The organism is Cellulosimicrobium sp. Marseille-Q8652 (assembly GCF_965112045.1).
On record NZ_CBCOPS010000001.1, the window covers coordinates 2,159,448 to 2,176,380 of the forward strand.

The 16,933-nt window shown below is 73.7% G+C and carries 17 protein-coding genes; 11 read left to right on the top strand and 6 right to left on the bottom strand.

Features of this window, described 5'->3' with window-relative positions:
• Positions 1–25: 25 nt before the first annotated feature.
• Positions 26–1,237, bottom strand: coding sequence for a benzoate/H(+) symporter BenE family transporter (locus ACWPWV_RS09585; protein ID WP_454042694.1), 1,212 nt, complete (start codon positions 1,235–1,237; stop codon positions 26–28).
• 75 nt (positions 1,238–1,312) lie between these two features.
• Between ACWPWV_RS09585 and ACWPWV_RS09590 the strand changes: the two genes are divergently transcribed.
• The gene (locus ACWPWV_RS09590; protein WP_454042695.1) at positions 1,313–1,876 is read left to right on the top strand and encodes a helix-turn-helix domain-containing protein; all 564 of its coding nucleotides are present in this window, start codon (positions 1,313–1,315) and stop codon (positions 1,874–1,876) included.
• Here the strand turns inward: ACWPWV_RS09590 and ACWPWV_RS09595 are convergent.
• The 3 genes from ACWPWV_RS09595 to ACWPWV_RS09605 form a co-directional block, all read right to left on the bottom strand.
• Positions 1,804–2,976 carry a PrsW family intramembrane metalloprotease gene (locus tag ACWPWV_RS09595; RefSeq protein WP_454042696.1) on the bottom strand — a complete coding sequence of 391 codons (1,173 nt, stop codon included), beginning with the start codon at positions 2,974–2,976 and terminating at the stop codon, positions 1,804–1,806. The genes ACWPWV_RS09590 and ACWPWV_RS09595 overlap by 73 nt on opposite strands.
• A 155-nt stretch (positions 2,977–3,131) precedes the next feature.
• Entirely contained in the window at positions 3,132–3,575 is a 444-nt protein-coding gene (locus ACWPWV_RS09600) for a transferase (protein WP_454042697.1), read from the bottom strand.
• An 86-nt stretch (positions 3,576–3,661) separates the two neighbouring features.
• A complete protein-coding gene (locus tag ACWPWV_RS09605) occupies positions 3,662–4,663 on the bottom strand; it encodes a LacI family DNA-binding transcriptional regulator (RefSeq protein ID WP_454042698.1) in 1,002 nt (333 codons plus the stop codon).
• A gap of 209 nt (positions 4,664–4,872) precedes the next feature.
• Here ACWPWV_RS09605 and ACWPWV_RS09610 point away from each other — a divergent pair, with 209 nt between their 5' ends.
• From ACWPWV_RS09610 to aspA, 5 genes are all read left to right on the top strand, one after another.
• On the top strand, positions 4,873–6,159 hold the full coding sequence (locus tag ACWPWV_RS09610; RefSeq protein WP_454042699.1) for an extracellular solute-binding protein: 1,287 nt from the start codon (positions 4,873–4,875) through the stop codon (positions 6,157–6,159).
• Between the two features lie 8 nt (positions 6,160–6,167).
• Entirely contained in the window at positions 6,168–7,217 is a 1,050-nt protein-coding gene (locus ACWPWV_RS09615; protein ID WP_454042700.1) for a carbohydrate ABC transporter permease, read from the top strand.
• A complete protein-coding gene (locus ACWPWV_RS09620; RefSeq protein ID WP_454042701.1) occupies positions 7,217–8,110 on the top strand; it encodes a carbohydrate ABC transporter permease in 894 nt (297 codons plus the stop codon). Before ACWPWV_RS09615 ends, ACWPWV_RS09620 begins: the two co-directional genes overlap by 1 nt.
• A gap of 148 nt (positions 8,111–8,258) precedes the next feature.
• Complete coding sequence (locus ACWPWV_RS09625) at positions 8,259–10,670, top strand: beta-xylosidase/alpha-l-arabinosidase (RefSeq protein ID WP_454042844.1); 2,412 nt, start codon at positions 8,259–8,261, stop codon at positions 10,668–10,670.
• A gap of 50 nt (positions 10,671–10,720) precedes the next feature.
• A complete protein-coding gene (aspA, locus tag ACWPWV_RS09630) occupies positions 10,721–12,274 on the top strand; it encodes an aspartate ammonia-lyase (protein ID WP_454042702.1) in 1,554 nt (517 codons plus the stop codon).
• Here aspA and ACWPWV_RS09635 read toward each other — a convergent pair.
• Positions 12,271–13,272, bottom strand: coding sequence for a DUF5937 family protein (locus ACWPWV_RS09635; RefSeq protein ID WP_454042703.1), 1,002 nt, complete (start codon positions 13,270–13,272; stop codon positions 12,271–12,273). The genes aspA and ACWPWV_RS09635 overlap by 4 nt on opposite strands.
• Before the next feature lie 71 nt (positions 13,273–13,343).
• On the opposite strand from ACWPWV_RS09635, the gene ACWPWV_RS09640 reads away from it, so the two are divergent.
• Positions 13,344–13,679 (top strand): cupin domain-containing protein, encoded by a 336-nt coding sequence (locus ACWPWV_RS09640; RefSeq protein WP_454042704.1) that lies wholly within the window; start codon positions 13,344–13,346, stop codon positions 13,677–13,679.
• Entirely contained in the window at positions 13,679–13,972 is a 294-nt protein-coding gene (locus ACWPWV_RS09645; protein WP_454042705.1) for a DUF4287 domain-containing protein, read from the top strand. The genes ACWPWV_RS09640 and ACWPWV_RS09645 overlap by 1 nt, the downstream gene beginning before the upstream one ends.
• 39 nt (positions 13,973–14,011) lie before the next feature.
• Here the strand turns inward: ACWPWV_RS09645 and ACWPWV_RS09650 are convergent, their stop codons facing one another.
• On the bottom strand, positions 14,012–14,437 hold the full coding sequence (locus tag ACWPWV_RS09650) for a MerR family transcriptional regulator (protein WP_454042706.1): 426 nt from the start codon (positions 14,435–14,437) through the stop codon (positions 14,012–14,014).
• Between the two features lie 119 nt (positions 14,438–14,556).
• Here ACWPWV_RS09650 and ACWPWV_RS09655 point away from each other — a divergent pair, with 119 nt between their 5' ends.
• The 3 genes from ACWPWV_RS09655 to ACWPWV_RS09665 all read left to right on the top strand — a co-directional run bounded on the left by ACWPWV_RS09655 (position 14,557) and on the right by ACWPWV_RS09665 (position 16,926).
• Positions 14,557–16,065: a SulP family inorganic anion transporter gene (locus ACWPWV_RS09655; protein ID WP_454042707.1), complete on the top strand. Its 1,509-nt coding sequence runs from the start codon at positions 14,557–14,559 to the stop codon at positions 16,063–16,065.
• Positions 16,066–16,135: 70 nt separating this feature from the next.
• A complete protein-coding gene (locus ACWPWV_RS09660) occupies positions 16,136–16,621 on the top strand; it encodes a hypothetical protein (protein WP_454042708.1) in 486 nt (161 codons plus the stop codon).
• Positions 16,618–16,926: a transcriptional regulator gene (locus ACWPWV_RS09665; RefSeq protein WP_454042709.1), complete on the top strand. Its 309-nt coding sequence runs from the start codon at positions 16,618–16,620 to the stop codon at positions 16,924–16,926. The genes ACWPWV_RS09660 and ACWPWV_RS09665 overlap by 4 nt, the downstream gene beginning before the upstream one ends.
• The last annotated feature ends 7 nt before the right edge of the window (positions 16,927–16,933 follow it).

Sequence of the window (16,933 nt, forward strand, 5' to 3'; positions counted from 1 at the left end):
GCAACTACCGCGCGCTCCGGGGGTACTACCTCGGCGTCGGGGGCGAGGGTTGCGGGGTGGTGACCTCGGCCGGTGCCCGACGGCGCGTTCCCAGCACGGCGTGCACGGCCAGCCCGGCGAGGATCGCCCAGAAGGCCGCGCCGATGCCGCCGACGCTCACGCCCGCGGCGGCGACGAGCAGCGTGACGACGGCGGCCTCCCGCCCCCGCGGCTCGGCGAACGCCCCCGCGAGCGCACCGCCGAGCGCCCCGACGAGCGCGAGCCCGGCGGCCGCCTCGACGAGGCCGGCCGGCGCGGCGGCGACGAGCGACGCGAGGCCGGCCGACGCGACGGCGAGGACGAGGTAGGCCCAGCCGGCGGTGTGGGCGGCGACCCAGCGCCGTCGAGCGTCGGGGTGGGCCTCCGGCCCGGCGGCGAGCGCGGCGCTGATCGCGGCGAGGTTGATCGCGTGCCCGCCCGCGGGCGCTCCGGCGAGCGTCCCGAGACCCGTGACGGTCATGGTCTCGCGCCACGGCACGCGGTAGCCGAACGACGCCATCACCGCGACGCCCGGCACGTTCTGCGCGGCCATCGTCACGACGTAGAGCGGCACCGCCATCCCGACGACGGCCTGCCACGAGAGCGTCGGCACGGTGAGGTCGAGGCGTGGGACGACGTCGGACCACCCGAGCGTGCCGGCGCCGGACGCCGTGACGACGACGACCGCGAGCGTCACGACGAGCGCCGCAGGTGCGGCCCACCGCGGCGCGAGGCGCAGGAGCACGAGCCAGACCGCGACGACGGGCGCGACGAGGAGCGGCAGGTCCACGAGCGCGCGCACCGGAGCGAGGCACAGCGTGAGGAGGACCCCGGCGAGCATGGCCTGCGCGACGGACCTCGGGATGGCGCCGACGAGCTCGCCGAGCCGCGGCCAGAGGGCGGTGACGAGCACGAGGACGCCGACGAGGCAGAAGGCACCCACCGCCGCCGGCCACCCGCCCGCGACCGCGCCGGTCGAGACGAGCAGCGCGGCACCGGGCGTGGACCACGCGAGCGTGATCGGCGCGCGGTGGCGCCACGTGAGCCAGAGGATGCCGACGCCCTGCGTGACGCACAGCGCGAGCAGCCCGGACGCCGCCTGCTCGGGCGTCGCGCCCACGGCCCGCAGCCCGGCGAGCACGACGGCGAACGAGCTCGTGAACCCCACGAGGGCGGTGACGAGCCCGGCGAGGACGGGCTGGGTGCGGTCGGACGCCATGCGGTCTCCTCGGTCGTTCTGCGGACAGAACGCTACCAGCGGGTGTTCCGTCCGCGGAACGGTAGGCTCGACGGCGTGAGCCACGAGGACGCGTCCCGCGACCGGGAAGAGGTCGCGCACGCCGTCGCGCGACAGCTCCGGGCGCTGCGGACCGAGCGGGGCCTCTCGCTGTCCGGGCTGGCTGCCGCAGCGGGCATCGGCAAGGGGTCGCTCTCGGAGATCGAGCACGGCTCGCGCAACCCGACCCTCGCGACGCTCTACGCCCTCGCGGGCGCGCTCCAGGTGCCGCTCGCCGTGCTCCTCGCGGAGCGCGCCGGCACGCAGGTCTCCTCGGAGGGCGTCACCGCGCGCCTGCTGGACGCGCACCACGTGCCCGACGGCACCGCCGTCGAGGTCTACCACCTGCATCTCGACGCGGGTGCGCGCCGGACGTCACCCGCGCACGGTCCGGGCGTCGTCGAGCACCTGCTCGTCACGGACGGGGACCTGCGCGCCGGCCGGTCGGGGGCCGAGGCGGAGATCGGCGTGGGCGACGAGCTGCGCTGGGTGTCCGACGTCGAGCACTCCTACCAGGCGCTCGGCGGCCGGTCGGTCGACGCGGTCCTCGTCATCAGGACGCCGCCCGGCGCCGACACCTGAGGGGCTCGGGCGAGGAACGCCGCGCGCGTCGTCGCCATGAGCGTGAGCAGCGCCTGCCGCTGGCCCTCCACGCGCGCGGGCTCGACGATCCCGCGCGCCACGCGATCGTGCAGCAGGGCGAGCTCGGTCGCGGCCTGCTGGTAGTCGCGCATCGCCCGGGCGGCACCGGGTCCCGCGGTGCGGCGGGCCCACTCGCGGGCCTGGCGCCGTGCCGCGAGCGTCGAGAGCATCGCGAGGTCGGGCGGCCCGACGAGGCCGGTCGCCCCGTACGGCGCGAGGTTCCGTGCGATCGTCGCGACCGTGCGGCGGCGGTCGGCCACGAGGACGACCACCAGCGTCGCGAGGACGCCGAGGCCCACGAGGTACGCGAAGCCGAGGCCGAGGAGGCCGAACCCGGTCGACCCGTTCCACAGCGCGTGCAGCGCGATCGCCGCGACGAGCCCACCGATCGGGGCCAGGACCCGCCGCGGTCCGCGCGCGGTCATGGCCGCGCTGGCGACGCCGAGCCCCGTGAGGGCCGTGCAGAGCGGGTGGAGCAGGGGCGAGACGACGGCGCGCAGCACGAACGTCGGGCCCAGGGCGTCCGTCTGCGCCGCGGTGATGAAGTAGGAGACGTTCTCGACCGCGGCGAACCCGAGCGCGACGACGGTCGCGTAGATGATGCCGTCGGTCCACCCGTCGATCTCGTGCCGCCGGAACCACAGCATCCCGAACAGCACGGCGCCCTTGAGGACCTCCTCGACGACCGGCGCGACGACCGTCGCGACCGCGTACCAGCCGGTCTGCGCGCCGAGGAGCGGGCCCGCGACGAGCTCGAGGCCGAGCGTGTTGACGATCCCCGCGAGGAGCGTGGCGACGCCCGCGCCCCACAGGAACGCGACGACGAGCGCGCTCGGCGGCTCCGGCTCGAGCCGGTCGAGACCGAGCACCACGGGCAGCCAGACCCCGAGCGGCAGCAGCGCTAGCACGAGGCTCACGCCGAACGACGCGCCGTCGAGCAGGGCCAGGGGCACGAGGCCGAGCAGCAGGCACACCGTCGAGACCGCGATCGCGACGATGACGCCGACGGGCGCCTTGCCCGGCAGCCGGCCGTCGAGCACCGCGCGCGGGTCGAGGGGCTGGGGGCGGGGCCCGTAGGGCGGGGGCCCGGGACGTGGCCGGGCTGCGGGTGCGTCACCCGCCGGATCGTACGCACCCGGCGCCGGTCCGGACAGGACCGTCCAGCCCTGTCGTGCGCCGGCCCGGGTCCGTCAGGTCAGGCGGCCACGGACCACGCGGCCCGGCCGGAGCCGCGGCGGCGCACGGTCGCGTCCTCCTCGACCACCGCGTCGGGCAGGACGACCGCTCCCGGCTCGACGACGACGCGTCCTCCGACGCGTGCGCCGCTCCCGACCCGCGCGCCGTCCCCGACGCGACAGCCGGGGCCGATCCGGACGTTGTCCCCGACGGTGACGTCGCGACCGACGGCCACGTCCTCGTCGAGCCAGCTCCCGACGCCGACGCGGCAGCCCGGGCCGACCCGGACCCCGGCCTCGACGTACGTGCCCTCGCCGACGGGGACCTCCTCGGGGACGTGCGCGCGGGGCGAGACGAGCCCGCCACCGGTGTGACGGACATAGTGGACGATCTCGCCGAAGTCGTTCTCGACCTGGACGCGACGGGCGACGCGGCGACGGGTTCCGCGGGCAGCCTGGACCATGTGACCTCCTCGGGTCGGCTCGACAGGTTCTGCCTGACATAACGCCGACCCGGGGTGCAGGATTCCGGCGCACGGCGCCGGGTGCGTCACAGGGCGCGGGTGCTCGCGCGGACCACGAGATCGGTGGGGAGCCGCAGGTGGGCGTCGCGCGGCCGGCCCTCGAGGAGGTCGACGAGCATGCGCAGCGCCGCGGCGCCCATCTCGTGGATGGGCTGGCTGACCGTGGTCAGGGGAGGGCTCGCGAGCACCGACTCGGGCACGTTGTCGAACCCGACCACGGAGACGTCGTCGGGCACGCGCAGGCCGAGCTCGCCCGCGACCTCCATCGTCCGGATGGCCGACAGGTCGTTGGCGGCGAAGACGGCGGTCGGCCGGTCGGGCAGCGACAGGAGCTCGTGCGCGGGGGAGTCGGCGAGGTCGGGGCGGTAGCCCCCGACGCGCATCAGCGCGGGGTCCACCGCGATCCCCGCGTCCTCGAGCGCCTCGCGGTACCCCTGCTCGCGCAGCCGCGCCGACTCGAGGTCCGGCCGGCCGCCGAGGAACGCGATGCGTCGGTGGCCGAGCGCGAGGAGGTGCTCGGTCGCGGCGCGCGCACCGGCGAGGTTGTCCGAGTCGACCGTGGGGGCGCCGGACGGTCCGCGGTGCGGGTCGACGGCGACGACCGGGACGGTGCCGCTCGGGGCGACCACGGTCGGCGTCACGATGATCGCCCCGTCGATGAGGGTGCCGGCGAGACGCGACAGGTAGCGCTGCTCCCACCCGACGCGGTCGTCACGGCGCAGGCCGCCGGAGTAGGCGAGGAGCTCGTAGCCGGTGTCCTCGACGGCCTCGGAGATGCCCTTGAGGAGCTCCGTGGAGAAGGGCTCGAACTCCGCGACCAGGATGCCGATGACGTTGGTGCGGCGGCTGCGGAGGCTGCGCGCGACGATCGACGACTCGTACCCCAGGTCGGCGATGACCTCGTGGACGCGCGCGGACGTCTCGGGAGCGACGCCGTACCGGTCGTTGATGACCTTCGAGACGGTGGCCACGGACACGCCGGCGGTGCGCGCGACGTCGCCGATGGTGACCCGCCCGGACGCTCGCATGGCATGACCCTAGCGCCTGCCCGCCGGGCCGGTCCGTCGCGACACCGGTCGGACCGCGATGTTTCGAAACCGTTATCGACAACGATTGACACGACCGTCCGCGGCCTGCCAGTCTCGGATGCACCCGCTGCCGACGACGTGCGGCGGAACGGTCCCCGACCGTGCAGGGACGGACCTGCAGTCTCGACTCGACGAAGAGGACGGATCCCATGAAGGCAAGGAAGCTCCTGGCGGTCTCGACCGCCGTGGTCGTCGGAGGGCTCGCCCTCGGCGCGTGCGGCGGGGGAGACGGCGGCGGCGCGGACGACGGCTCGACGGCAATGACGTTCTGGCACAACTCGACCACCGGCCCGGGCAAGGCGTACTGGGAGGACACCGTCGCCGCGTTCGAGGAGGCCAACCCCGGCGTGACGATCGAGATCCAGGCCATCCAGAACGAGGACATGGACGGCAAGCTCCAGACGGCCCTCAACTCGGGCGACGCGCCGGACATCTTCATGGCCCGCGGTGGCGGCAAGCTCGCCGACGTCGTCGAGGCGGGGCAGGTCAAGGACCTCACCGAGCTCGTCGACGCCGACGTCGAGTCCGCCGTCGGCGGTTCGCTGAGCGCGATGACGGTGGACGACAAGGTCTACGGCCTCCCGGTGTCGATCCTGCCGGGCGGCATGTTCTACAGCGCGGACCTGTTCGAGCAGGCGGGCATCACCGGGACGCCGACGACCGTCGAGGAGCTCGAGGCGGCGGACGACCAGCTCAAGGCGGCCGGCATCGCGCCCATCGCCCTGGGCGCCAAGGACGCGTGGCCCGCCGCGCACTGGTACTACTTCTTCGCCCTGCGGTACTGCTCGCAGGACACGATGAACGAGGCGGCCGAGACCCGCACGTTCGACGCGCCGTGCTGGACCGAGGCGGGCGAGGCGCTCGCCGACTTCGCCGCGACCGAGCCGTTCAACGAGGGCTTCCTCACCACCTCGGCCCAGCAGGGTGCGGGTTCCTCCGCGGGCATGATCGCCAACCACCAGGCGGCGATGGAGCTCATGGGCGCGTGGAACCCGGGCCAGATCGCGTCGCTCACGCCGGACGAGCAGCCGCTGCCCGACCTGCAGTGGTTCCCCTTCCCCGCCGTCGACGGCGGAGAGGGCGAGCCCGGCGCGATGATGGGTGGCGTCGACGGGTACTCGTGCTCGGTCGACGCCCCGGACGCGTGCGCGGACTTCCTCAACTTCGCGCTGTCGAAGGAGTCGCAGGAGGCCTACGCCGACGCGTTCCAGACGCTCCCGGCCAGCACGGAGGCGCAGTCCGTCGTGACCGACCCGGCGCTCGTGTCGATCCTCGAGGCGTACAACGAGGCTCCGTACGTGTCGGTCTGGCTCGACACGCTCTACGGCCAGAACATCGGCAACGCGCTCAACACGGCCGTGGTCAACCTGCTCGCGGGCCAGGGCACCGCCGCGGACATCGTCACGGCCGTCAACGACGCGGCCGCCAAGGAGTAACCAGCACCATGACCGTGTCCCAGGGCATGTCCCAGGAGGCAGCCTCGTCGAGCGGCTCGACACGCGGGGAGAAGACCCAGGACCGGGCCGGGGACGGGGACGGTGCGCAGGCACCGACCCCGCCCCCGGCGGCCCGGGCCCGGCGGAACCGGAACAGCCGCTGGGCGCAGCGCACCGAGATCGCCGTGCTCGTCGGGCCGGCGCTGGTCGTCTTCCTCACGTTCGTCATCGTCCCGGTCCTCATGGCGGCGTACTACGGCTTCTTCAAGTGGAAGGGCTTCGGGCCGCCGACGGAGTTCGTCGGGTTCGAGAACTACCTCATCATCTTCCGGGACGCCGAGTTCCTCGCGGCGCTGCGCCACAACGCCTTCATCGTCGTGATGTCGCTCGTGGTGCAGGGCCCGGTCGCGGTCGCGGTCGCGCTCATGCTGAACCGCCGCATCCGCGGGCGCTCGATCATCCGCGTGCTCGTGTTCGTCCCGTACGTGGTGTCCGAGGTGATCGTCGGGACGGGCTTCAGCCTCATGCTCGCGACCAACGGAGCCGTGAACGACCTGCTCGACAAGATCGGCCTGTCGTTCCTCACGGCCGACTGGCTCGCCGACCCGGACATCGCGATCTGGACGCTGCTCCTGATCATCTCGTGGAAGTACATCGGCTTCGCCGTGATCCTCTTCCTCGCCGGGCTCCAGGGCGTCCCGGACGAGCTGTCCGAGGCGTCGGCGATCGACGGCGCGTCGTACTGGAAGACGCAGCGGTACATCACGCTCCCGCTGCTCGGCCCGACGCTGCGCATCTGGGCGTTCCTGTCGATCATCGGCTCGCTCCAGCTCTTCGACCTCGTCTACATCATCTGGGGCCAGTACGTGGCCTCCACCGCGGGGACGTCGACCATGGCGACCTACATGGTGGGGAGCGGCCGGCTCGCCGGGAACTACGGCTACGGCAGCGCGGTCGCGGTCGTGCTGTTCCTCATCTCCCTCGCGGTGGCGCTCGTCTACCAGCGGTTCGTCCTGCGCCGCGACACCGAGGGCGCGCTCACGGAAGGGAAGAAGTGATGGCCACCGTCACCGCAGCACCCACGCCCGCGCGTGCCCCGGGCACCTCCACCCCGAAGCCCTCCCGCGGTTCCGGCCTGGGCAGGGGCGGCCCTCTCACGTACGTCACGGCGTACCTGTTCGTCGGGCTCTGCCTCGCCCCGATCGCCTACATCGTCATCGGCGGCTTCCGCACGAACGCGCAGATCACGGCCGACCCGTCCGGGCTGCCCTCGCCCTGGCAGGTCTCGAACTACGTCGACGTCCTCACGGGGTCGCTGTTCTGGCAGCAGCTCGGCAACTCGGTCGTCGCGGGCCTGCTCACGACGCTCGGCGTCGTGGTCCTCGGGCTCATGGCGAGCTACGTGCTCGCGCGGTACGCGTTCTTCGGCCGCGCCGCGATGTACTCGCTGTTCGCCGCGGGCCTCATGTTCCCCATGACGGTCGCGATCACGCCGCTGTACATCATGATCCGGAGCCTGGGCCTCATGAACAGCGTCGGCGGTCTCGTCCTGCCGCAGATCGCGTTCGCGCTCCCGACGACCGTGATCATCCTCGTGCCGTTCCTGCGCGCCATCCCGCGCGAGCTCGAGGAGGCCGCGTCGATCGACGGCGCGAGCCGGCTCGGGTTCTTCTTCCGGATGGTCGTGCCGCTGTCGGTGCCGGGCGTCGTGACCGTCGGCATCCTCGCCTTCGTCGCGAGCTGGAACAGCTACATGCTGCCCCTCTTCATCCTCAACGACGAGACGTCGTACACGCTGCCCCTCGGCGTGCAGGCGTTCGCGTCCCAGTACTCCGTGGACACGGCCCGCGTGCTCGCCTTCACGTCCCTGTCGATGATCCCCGCGCTCGTCTTCTTCTCGTTGTTCGAGCGACGCATCGTCGGCGGCCTCACCGGCGCCGTGAAGGGCTGAGGCCCGCCCCATCTCGCGCACGAGCGCACCATCGAAGGAGAACGGTCCCGTGACCGACGTCGTCCCTGCCGTCCCGACGGCACCCGCACCGTCCGCACCGCTCGCCGCAGCCGCACGGACAGGCCCGCCCGCAGCACCGGCGGCGCCCGTGGCGCCCCCGGTCTCGGAGCGCGTGCGCGCGCTGCACGCGCGCATGACGCTCGAGGAGAAGCTCGCCCAGCTCGTGGGCTACTGGATCGACCAGAACGGCACGGTCGCCCCGATGCAGTCGGAGATGACCGCGGGCCAGAAGGACTCGGGTCGTCTGGCCGAGATCACGCGGGACGGCGTCGGCCACTACACGCGGGTCTACGGCACGCGCCCGGTCGAGCCGGCGGAGCGCGCGGCGTGGCTGTGGGCCGAGCAGCGCCGGCTCGTGCGCGAGACGCGCCTCGGCATCCCGGCGATCGTCCACGAGGAGTCGCTCACGGGCCTCGCGGCATGGCAGGCCGCCACGTACCCGACGCCGCTCGCGTGGGGCGCGTCGTTCGACCCGGACCTCGTCGAGGAGATGGCGGCGCAGGCGGGGGCGTCCATGCGCCGCCTCGGCGTGCACCAGGCGCTCGCGCCCGTGCTCGACGTCGTGCGCGACCCGCGCTGGGGTCGCGTGGACGAGTGCATCGGGGAGGACCCGTACCTCGTCGGCACCGTGGGCACGGCCTACGTCCGGGGCCTGCAGGGCGCCGGGGTCCACGCGACCCTCAAGCACTTCGCGGGCTACTCGGCGTCGCGCGGCGGCCGCAACCACGCGCCCGTGAGCGCCGGGCCGCGCGAGCTGGCCGACGTCTTCCTCCCGCCGTTCGAGATGGCCGTGCGCGACGGCGGTGCGCGGTCCGTCATGAACTCCTACACGGAGATCGACGGCGTCCCGGTCGCCGCGAACCCCGAGCTCCTCACCGACGTGCTGCGCGGGCGGTGGGGGTTCGACGGCGTCGTGGTCGCCGACTACTTCGCCGTCGCGTTCCTCGAGGTCATGCACCGCGTCGCGGCCGACCGCGGCGAGGCGGCGGCGCTCGCCCTGGAGGCGGGCATCGACGTCGAGCTGCCGTCGGGCGACGCCTACCTCGAGCCGCTCGCCGAGCGCGTCCGGGCCGGGCTCGTCGACGAGGCGCTCGTCGACCGCTCGGTGCTGCGCGTGCTCGCGCAGAAGGAGGACCTCGGGCTGCTCGACCCCGACGTGTTCGCCGGCGGACCGCCCGCGAGCATCGACCTCGACCCGCCCGAGCACCGCGCGACGGCCCGCCGGCTCGCGCAGGAGTCGCTCGTGCTGCTCGCGAACGACGGCGTGCTGCCGCTCGGCGGCACGCGTGCCGGGACGCAGGGTGCGGCTCCCGCGCGGGTCGCGGTCGTCGGGCCCAACGCCGACCGCGCCGAGGCGCTCATGGGCTGCTACTCGTTCGTCAACCACGTGCTCGCGCACCACCCCGGCACGCCGCAGGGCATCGAGCTGCCCACGGTCCTCGACGCGCTGCGCGACGCGCTGCCGGGCGCGGACGTCGTGCACGCGCCGGGCTGCGCGGTCGACGGCGACGACACGTCGGGCTTCGCGGCCGCGGCCGACGCCGTGCGCGGCGCGGACGTCGCGGTCGTCGTCGTCGGGGACGACGCGGGCCTGTTCGGCCGCGGCACGGTCGGCGAGGGCAACGACGTCGAGACCCTCGAGCTCCCGGGCGTGCAGCGCGCGCTCGTCGCCGAGCTCGTCGCGACGGGCACGCCCGTCGTGCTCGTGCTGCTGACGGGACGTCCGTACGCGATCGGCTGGGCTCTCGACGGCGAGCGGCGACCGGCCGCCGTCGTGCAGGGCTTCTTCCCCGGCGAGGAGGGCGGCCGCGCGGTCGCCGACGTGCTCACCGGTGCCGTGAACCCGTCGGGCCGCCTGCCCGTCTCGCTCCCGCGGGCCGCGGGCGCGCAGCCGTTCACGTACCTGCACCCGGTCCTCGGCGGGCCGTCCGACGTGACGTCGACCGACCCGACGCCCGTGCGACCCTTCGGGTTCGGGCTCTCGTACACGACCTTCGCGTACGCGGACCTGCAGGTCGACGGGTCGACGCCGAGCGACGGCACGTTCGACGCCGCCGTGACCGTGACGAACACGGGCGACGTCGCGGGGACGGAGGTCGTGCAGCTCTACGGTCGCGACGTGCTCGGGTCCGTCCCGCGGCCCGTCGTGCAGCTGCTCGGCTACGCGCGGGCCGAGCTCGCGCCCGGCGAGTCGCGGCGCGTGCGGTTCCGGGTGCCGACGGCGCGTCTCGCGTTCTCCGACCGGCGGCTCGTGCGCGTCGTCGAGCCGGGCGACGTCGAGGTGTGGGTCGCCGCGCACGCGGGCGTCGCGCCCGCGGACCCGCTCGGGGACCTCACGGGCGGCGCGATCGTCGCGCACGGGACGACGGCGCGCCGGGCGGTCCCCGGGGAGGCGACGCCGCGCGCCGTCGTGACCTTCACCGGCGGCGTCCACGAGGTCACGGCGGCCGACCCCCGGGTCGTGGACGTGGTGGTGGAGCCGCCGGCGCGCGACCGCTGACGGGCGGCCGACGGCGGGTGGGCGCCCCGGGACGGCGCTACGGTCGGGGCATGGCGACACCTGGCGCGACGCGGACCGAGGAGGACCTGCTCGGCCGGACCGAGGTCCCGGCGGACGCGTACTACGGCATCCACACCGTCCGGGCGACGCGGAACTTCCGCATCTCGGGCACGACCGTCGGCGACGTGCCCGAGATGGTCCGCGGCATGGTGATGGTGAAGAAGGCCGCGGCGCTCGCGAACCGCGAGCTGCGCACGATCCAGCGCGACGTCGCGGACGCGATCGTCGCGGCGTGCGACGCGATCCTCGTCGACGGGCGCTGCCTCGACCAGTTCCCCGTCGACGCCTTCCAGGGCGGGGCGGGGACGAGCGTCAACATGAACACCAACGAGGTCGTCGCGAACCTCGCGCTCGAGCTCGCGGGGTTCGACAAGGGGCGCTACGACGTCATCAACCCGAACGACCACGTGAACCGGTCGCAGTCCACGAACGACGCCTACCCGACGGGGTTCCGGCTCGCGGTGCACGTGCTCGTCGGGCGGCTCCAGGGCGAGGTCCGGCTCCTCGAGCGCGCGTTCGACGAGAAGGCGTCGGAGTTCGCCGACGTGCTGAAGATGGGACGGACGCAGCTCCAGGACGCCGTGCCGATGAGCCTGGGCCAGGAGTTCGCGGGGTTCTCCGTGAACGTCGGCGAGGAGGTCAAGCGCCTCGCCGCCGCGGCCGACCTGCTGCTCGAGGTCAACCTCGGCGCGACGGCCATCGGCACGGGGCTCAACACGCCGCCCGGGTACCCGAAGGTCGCGACGCGGCGCCTCGCCGAGGTGACCGGTCTCGCGACCGTCCCGGCGGAGAACCTCGTCGAGGCGACCTACGACAACGGCGCCTACCTGGCCGTGCACTCCGCGCTCAAGCGGCTCGCGGCCAAGCTCTCGAAGATCTGCAACGACCTGCGGCTGCTGTCGTCGGGGCCCCGGGCGGGGCTCGGCGAGATCAACCTGCCCGAGCTGCAGGCCGGGTCGTCGATCATGCCCGCCAAGGTCAACCCCGTGATCCCCGAGGTCGTCAACCAGGTGTGCTTCAAGGTCATGGGCAACGACGTGACCATCACGCACGCCGCCGAGGCGGGGCAGCTCCAGCTCAACGTCATGGAGCCCGTGCTCGCGCAGGCGATGTTCGAGTCGCTGCGGCTCCTGACGAACGCGTGCGAGGCGCTGCGCACCACGTGCGTCACGGGCATCACGGCGAACGTCGAGGTGTGCCGGCGGCACGTGCTCGACTCGATCGGCATCGTCACGTACCTCAACGAGATCATCGGGCACCGCAACGGCGACCTCGTCGGCGCGGAGGCGGCGCGCACGGGCGCGTCGGTGCGGGACGTCGTCGTGGCGCGCGGGCTGCTCACCCCGGCGCAGGTCGACGCCGTCCTCACGACGGAGAACTTCCTGCGGCCGCGGTACACGGGCCGCTACTACGAGCCCGACGAGCGCGGGCTCCCTGCGGCGGGGGAGGAGGGCGAGTCGTCGCGCGTCGTCGAGTCCGACGACGCGTCCGGCGCGCCGAGCGACCCGGAGCCCGAGGAGGCCGAGAGCGCTCCGCGCGGCTAGCGTCGGTCCTGGTCCGACAGCCCGCCGACGAGCGCCTCGCCCAGCGGCGTGCGGACGTGCATGACCCGGGTGCCCTCGCGCCGGGAGTCGACGAGGCGCGCGCCGCGCAGCACGGCGAGGTGGTGGGAGGCCGTCGAGACCGCGAGGCCGCCGGCGGCGGCGACCTCGCTCGTGGACATCGGCTCGTCCAGGGCGCCCAGGACGCGCGCCCGCCCCTCGCCGAGCAGCGCGGCGAGGGAGACGGAGAGGTCCGCTCCCGCCGTCGTCCACGCCTCCGAGACGCCGAGGGCAGGGTAGAAGAGCGTCGGCTGGGCGGGCCTCTCGGTCAGCGCGGCGCACCCCCGCGACATCACCGAGGGCACGAGGACGAGGCCGCTGCCCGCGCAGTCGAGCACCTCCTCGTGCTTCGCGAGACGGACGCGGACCGCGTCGGAGCCCCACGTCACCGCCTCGTTGAGCGACGCGACCATCGCGCCCAGGCCGTGCGTCGTGACGCGCCGGGACCGGACGCCGATGTCGGCGCGCAGCAGCCGCTCGACCTGCGCCCAGAACGGTCCGAGGGCCGCGTCCCAGAACGCCTCCCACGCCTCGGCGACGGCGGCCCGCGTCCCCACGGGGTCGTCGGCCATGGCCTGCAGGGCGCGTCGGTCGGCTCCCGACGTGCGGAGCACGCGCTTGCCGAGGTCGACGCGCATCGGCCCCGGGTCGGCGCGCCGCAGCCGGTCGAGCTCGTCGTGCGGGCTCAGGTCCCAGTCGGGCGCGGACGTGAGGAAGTCCGGGAGATAGCCCTCCTCGCCCACGACGAGGCGCAGGAGCTCGAAGGGCGCGCGGGGGACGCGCTGGCGCGTGCTGCGCAGCCAGCCCCACTGGAGCGGGTGGTGCTCCGGCCGCGCCAGCACCCGGACGGCGTGCGCGAGCTCGTGACCCGGCGACAGGCCGAACCGGATCGCCGACACGTCGTCCGGGGCGAGCCGGAACTCGACCACCTTTCGATGCACGTCGAAACAGTAGCGGAGGTGTTCCCCGGGGCGGCACGGTGGGCGCACGCACCCCGACAGAGGAGGCCACCATGGCAGCCGTCATCCCCGCCGAGGACCTCCGCGTCACCGGCTCACGCACCCTGCGCTTCGAGGGGGTCGACCACGGCTCCGGCATCTCGTTCTTCCTCGTGACCAACGAGCCGGGCCAGGGTCCCGGCCTGCACCGGCACCCGTACTCGGAGACGTGGACGGTCCTCGAGGGCGAGGCGACGATCACGGTCGGCGACGAGCGGGTCGTCGGCCGGGCGGGCGACACCGCGGTCGTCGGGCCGCACGTCTGGCACGGCTTCACCAACACCGGCACCGGCACGCTGCGCGTCATGTGCGTCCACGCGTCCGCCACGATGATCCAAGAGAACCGCTGATGTCCTTCCAGGCCTACCTCGACGCCGTCGAGACGAAGACCGGTCTCACGCCCCGCGAGCTCGTCGAGCGCGCGCACGAGCAAGGGTTCGGCCCCGGCACCAGGGCGACGCCGATCGTGGAGTGGCTCGGCGCCGACTACGGGCTCGGGCGCGGGCACGCCATGGCGATGGTGCACGTCATCACGAAGGGCGACCGCATCAGCTCGAAGCACGTGGGCACCGACGGCGCGCACAGCGACGCGAGCGACCGGCTCTGGCTCGACGGGAAGGACAGCAAGCCCGCCGATTGGTGAGCGGGACGGTGCGCGGACCCGCGTGCGCCGGGTCGACGATCAGCGCGAGCGCAGGAGCGCGATGAGCTCGTCGGCCCACAAGAGCTTGCGCGCGAGGTCCGCACGTCGTTCCTCGGCGGCGTGCACGTAGGCCGCGAGCCGGCTGCGGAGCTCGTCGTCGGCCGCCCCGCCCGTCGGGTCGGCCGACGCCGGGGCGCCGTCGCACGCGGCCAGACGGTCCGCCACGTCCAGCAGGTCCGCCATCTCCTCGAGGCTGAAGCCGAGCGGCTTCATCCGGCGCACGAGGAGCAGGCGCTCGACGTCGGCCTCCGTGTAGAGCCGGAACCCGCCGTCGGACCGGCCCGAAGGTCGCACGAGCCCGACCTCGTCGTAGTGGCGCAGCGTCCGCAGGGACAGGCCGGTCCGGTCGGCGACGGCGCCGATGTGCATGGTCGGCTGCGGTGCGGCGGTGCGGGGCTCGCTCATGGGGACAGTCTCCCGGATGGTGGACGGCACAACCCTACCCTCACGTAAGGGTAAAGTTCTGCCCCGTGCCGTCCGACGCCCCTCCCTCCCCGCCCGACCCCGCCCCCGCGCCTCGGCCCGTGACCGGCGCGCCCGAGGCCGACGAGTCCTTCTCGGTGCGGGGTGCCCTCAGGTCGCCCCGCCGGCTGAGGACGGAGGTCCTCGCCGGCCTCGTCGTCGCCCTGGCGCTCATCCCGGAGGCGATCGCGTTCTCGATCATCGCGGGCGTCGACCCGCGCCTCGGGCTGTTCGCGTCGTTCACGATGGCCGTCACGATCGCGTTCGTCGGCGGTCGTCCCGCGATGATCTCGGCCGCGACGGGCGCCGTCGCGCTCGTCGTCGCGCCGGTCGCGCGCGAGCACGGCGTGGACTACCTCGTCGCGACGGTGATCCTCGCGGGCGTGATCCAGGTCGCGCTCGGCCTGCTCGGGATCGCCAGGATCATGCGCTTCATCCCGCGCTCGGTCATGATCGGGTTCGTCAACGCGCTGGCGATCCTCATCTTCCTGTCGCAGCTCCCGCACCTGCGGGGCGTGCCGTGGACGGTCTACCCGCTCGTCGCGGTGGGTATCGCGATCATGGTCCTCCTGCCGCGCTGGACGAAGGTCGTCCCGGCGCCGCTCGTGGCGATCGTGCTCCTCACCGCCGCGACCGTCACGGCGGCGATCGCCGTCCCGACCGTGGGCGACGAGGGGGAGCTCCCCGACTCGCTGCCGTCGCTGCTCTTCCCCGACGTGCCGCTGAACCTCGAGACGCTGCAGACCGTCGCTCCCTTCGCGCTCGCCATGGCCGCGGTCGGGATCCTCGAGTCGCTCCTCACGGCCAAGCTCGTCGACGACGTCACCGACACCCGCTCGAACAAGACCCGCGAGGCGTGGGGCCAGGGCGTGGCGAACGTCGTCACCGGCTTCTTCGGCGGCATGGGCGGGTGCGCCATGATCGGCCAGACCATGATCAACGTGAAGGTCTCCGGGGCGCGCACGCGCATCTCCACGTTCCTCGCCGGCGTCTTCCTGCTGATCCTCGTCGTCGGGCTCGGCGACGTCGTCGCGATCATCCCCATGGCCGCCCTCGTGGCCGTGATGATCATGGTCTCGATCGGCACGTTCGACTGGCACTCGGTCCGTCCGTCCACGCTGCGCCGCATGCCTCGGTCGGAGACCGCCGTCATGCTCGCGACCGTCGTCGTCACGGTGTGGACGCACAACCTCGCCTACGGCGTGATCGTCGGCGTGCTCGTCGCGACGGTGCTCTTCGCCCGCCGCGTCGCGCACCTCACGACCGTCACCCGGCTGGACGGCCCGGCGTCACGGGCCGGGGGCGGCACCCGCACCTACGCCGTCGAGGGCGAGCTCTTCTTCGCCTCGTCCAACGACCTCGTCTACCGGTTCGACTACGCGGGCGACCCGGCGGACGTCGTCATCGACATGACGAAGGCCCATGTGTGGGACGCGTCCACCGTCGCGACGCTCGACGCCATCCGGACGAGATACGAGGCCAAGGGCAAGACCGTCACCATCGTCGGCGCCAACCCGGACACCACCGAGCGGCTCGACCGCCTCGCCGGCAGGCTCGGCGCGGGGCACTAGCTCCTCGTCACGACATCCGGCGGTGCGGAATGGCTTGCCAACCGGGAAAGTCATCCATAGACTTGCCGACATGGAAAACGACCATGGCGGTGCCGCGCCCAGGCCCACTCCGGCAGAGGCTCGCGACGCTCTCGCGGATCTCGGTGCCGACGACGCACGACTCGCCGACCGGCTCGTCACACCGAGGTGGTACCACCCGCTGCTCGGCGCGATCGTGGCCCTGATCGTCTGCACGCAGGCGCTGCCGTCCCCGGCGTCGGTCGCCTTCGTGCCCGTCGGGATCTTCGCGCTGCCGGCGCTCGTCCTGGTCTACCGCCGGCGCTACGGCCTCTGGATCGGCCAGCCGGCCGGTCCGCGGTCGAAGCGCATCCTCGGGACCATGGCGGTGCTGTGCCTGCTGTGCTTCGGGGCCGCGATGGTCGTCAAGTTCACACCCGTCGGGTACGCGTGGGTGCTGCTGCCCGCCGCGATCGGGTTCGCCGCGTGCGTGGCGCTCGGCCGCCGGTACGACGACGCCGTGCGCGCCGAGCTGCGAGGGGCGGTGGGCGAGGCGTGAGCGCCGGCACCGCGCCCGCCTTCAACGAGGTCATCCACTCGCCCGTGCGCCTGCGCATCTGCGGGGTGCTCCGGCGCGGCGCCGAGCTGGAGTTCGCGCTCCTGCGCGACACGCTGGGCCTCACGGACGCGAACCTGTCGAAGAACCTCCGGGTGCTCGGTGACGCGGGCTTCGTCACCGTGCGCAAGGAGAGCTCGCCCGCCCGCAGCGACGCCCGCCGCCTCACGTGGGTGACGCTCACCCCGGACGGACGCCGCGCCGTCGAGGCGCACCTCGCCGCCCTGGCACAGATCGCCGAGGGCTGACGGCGTC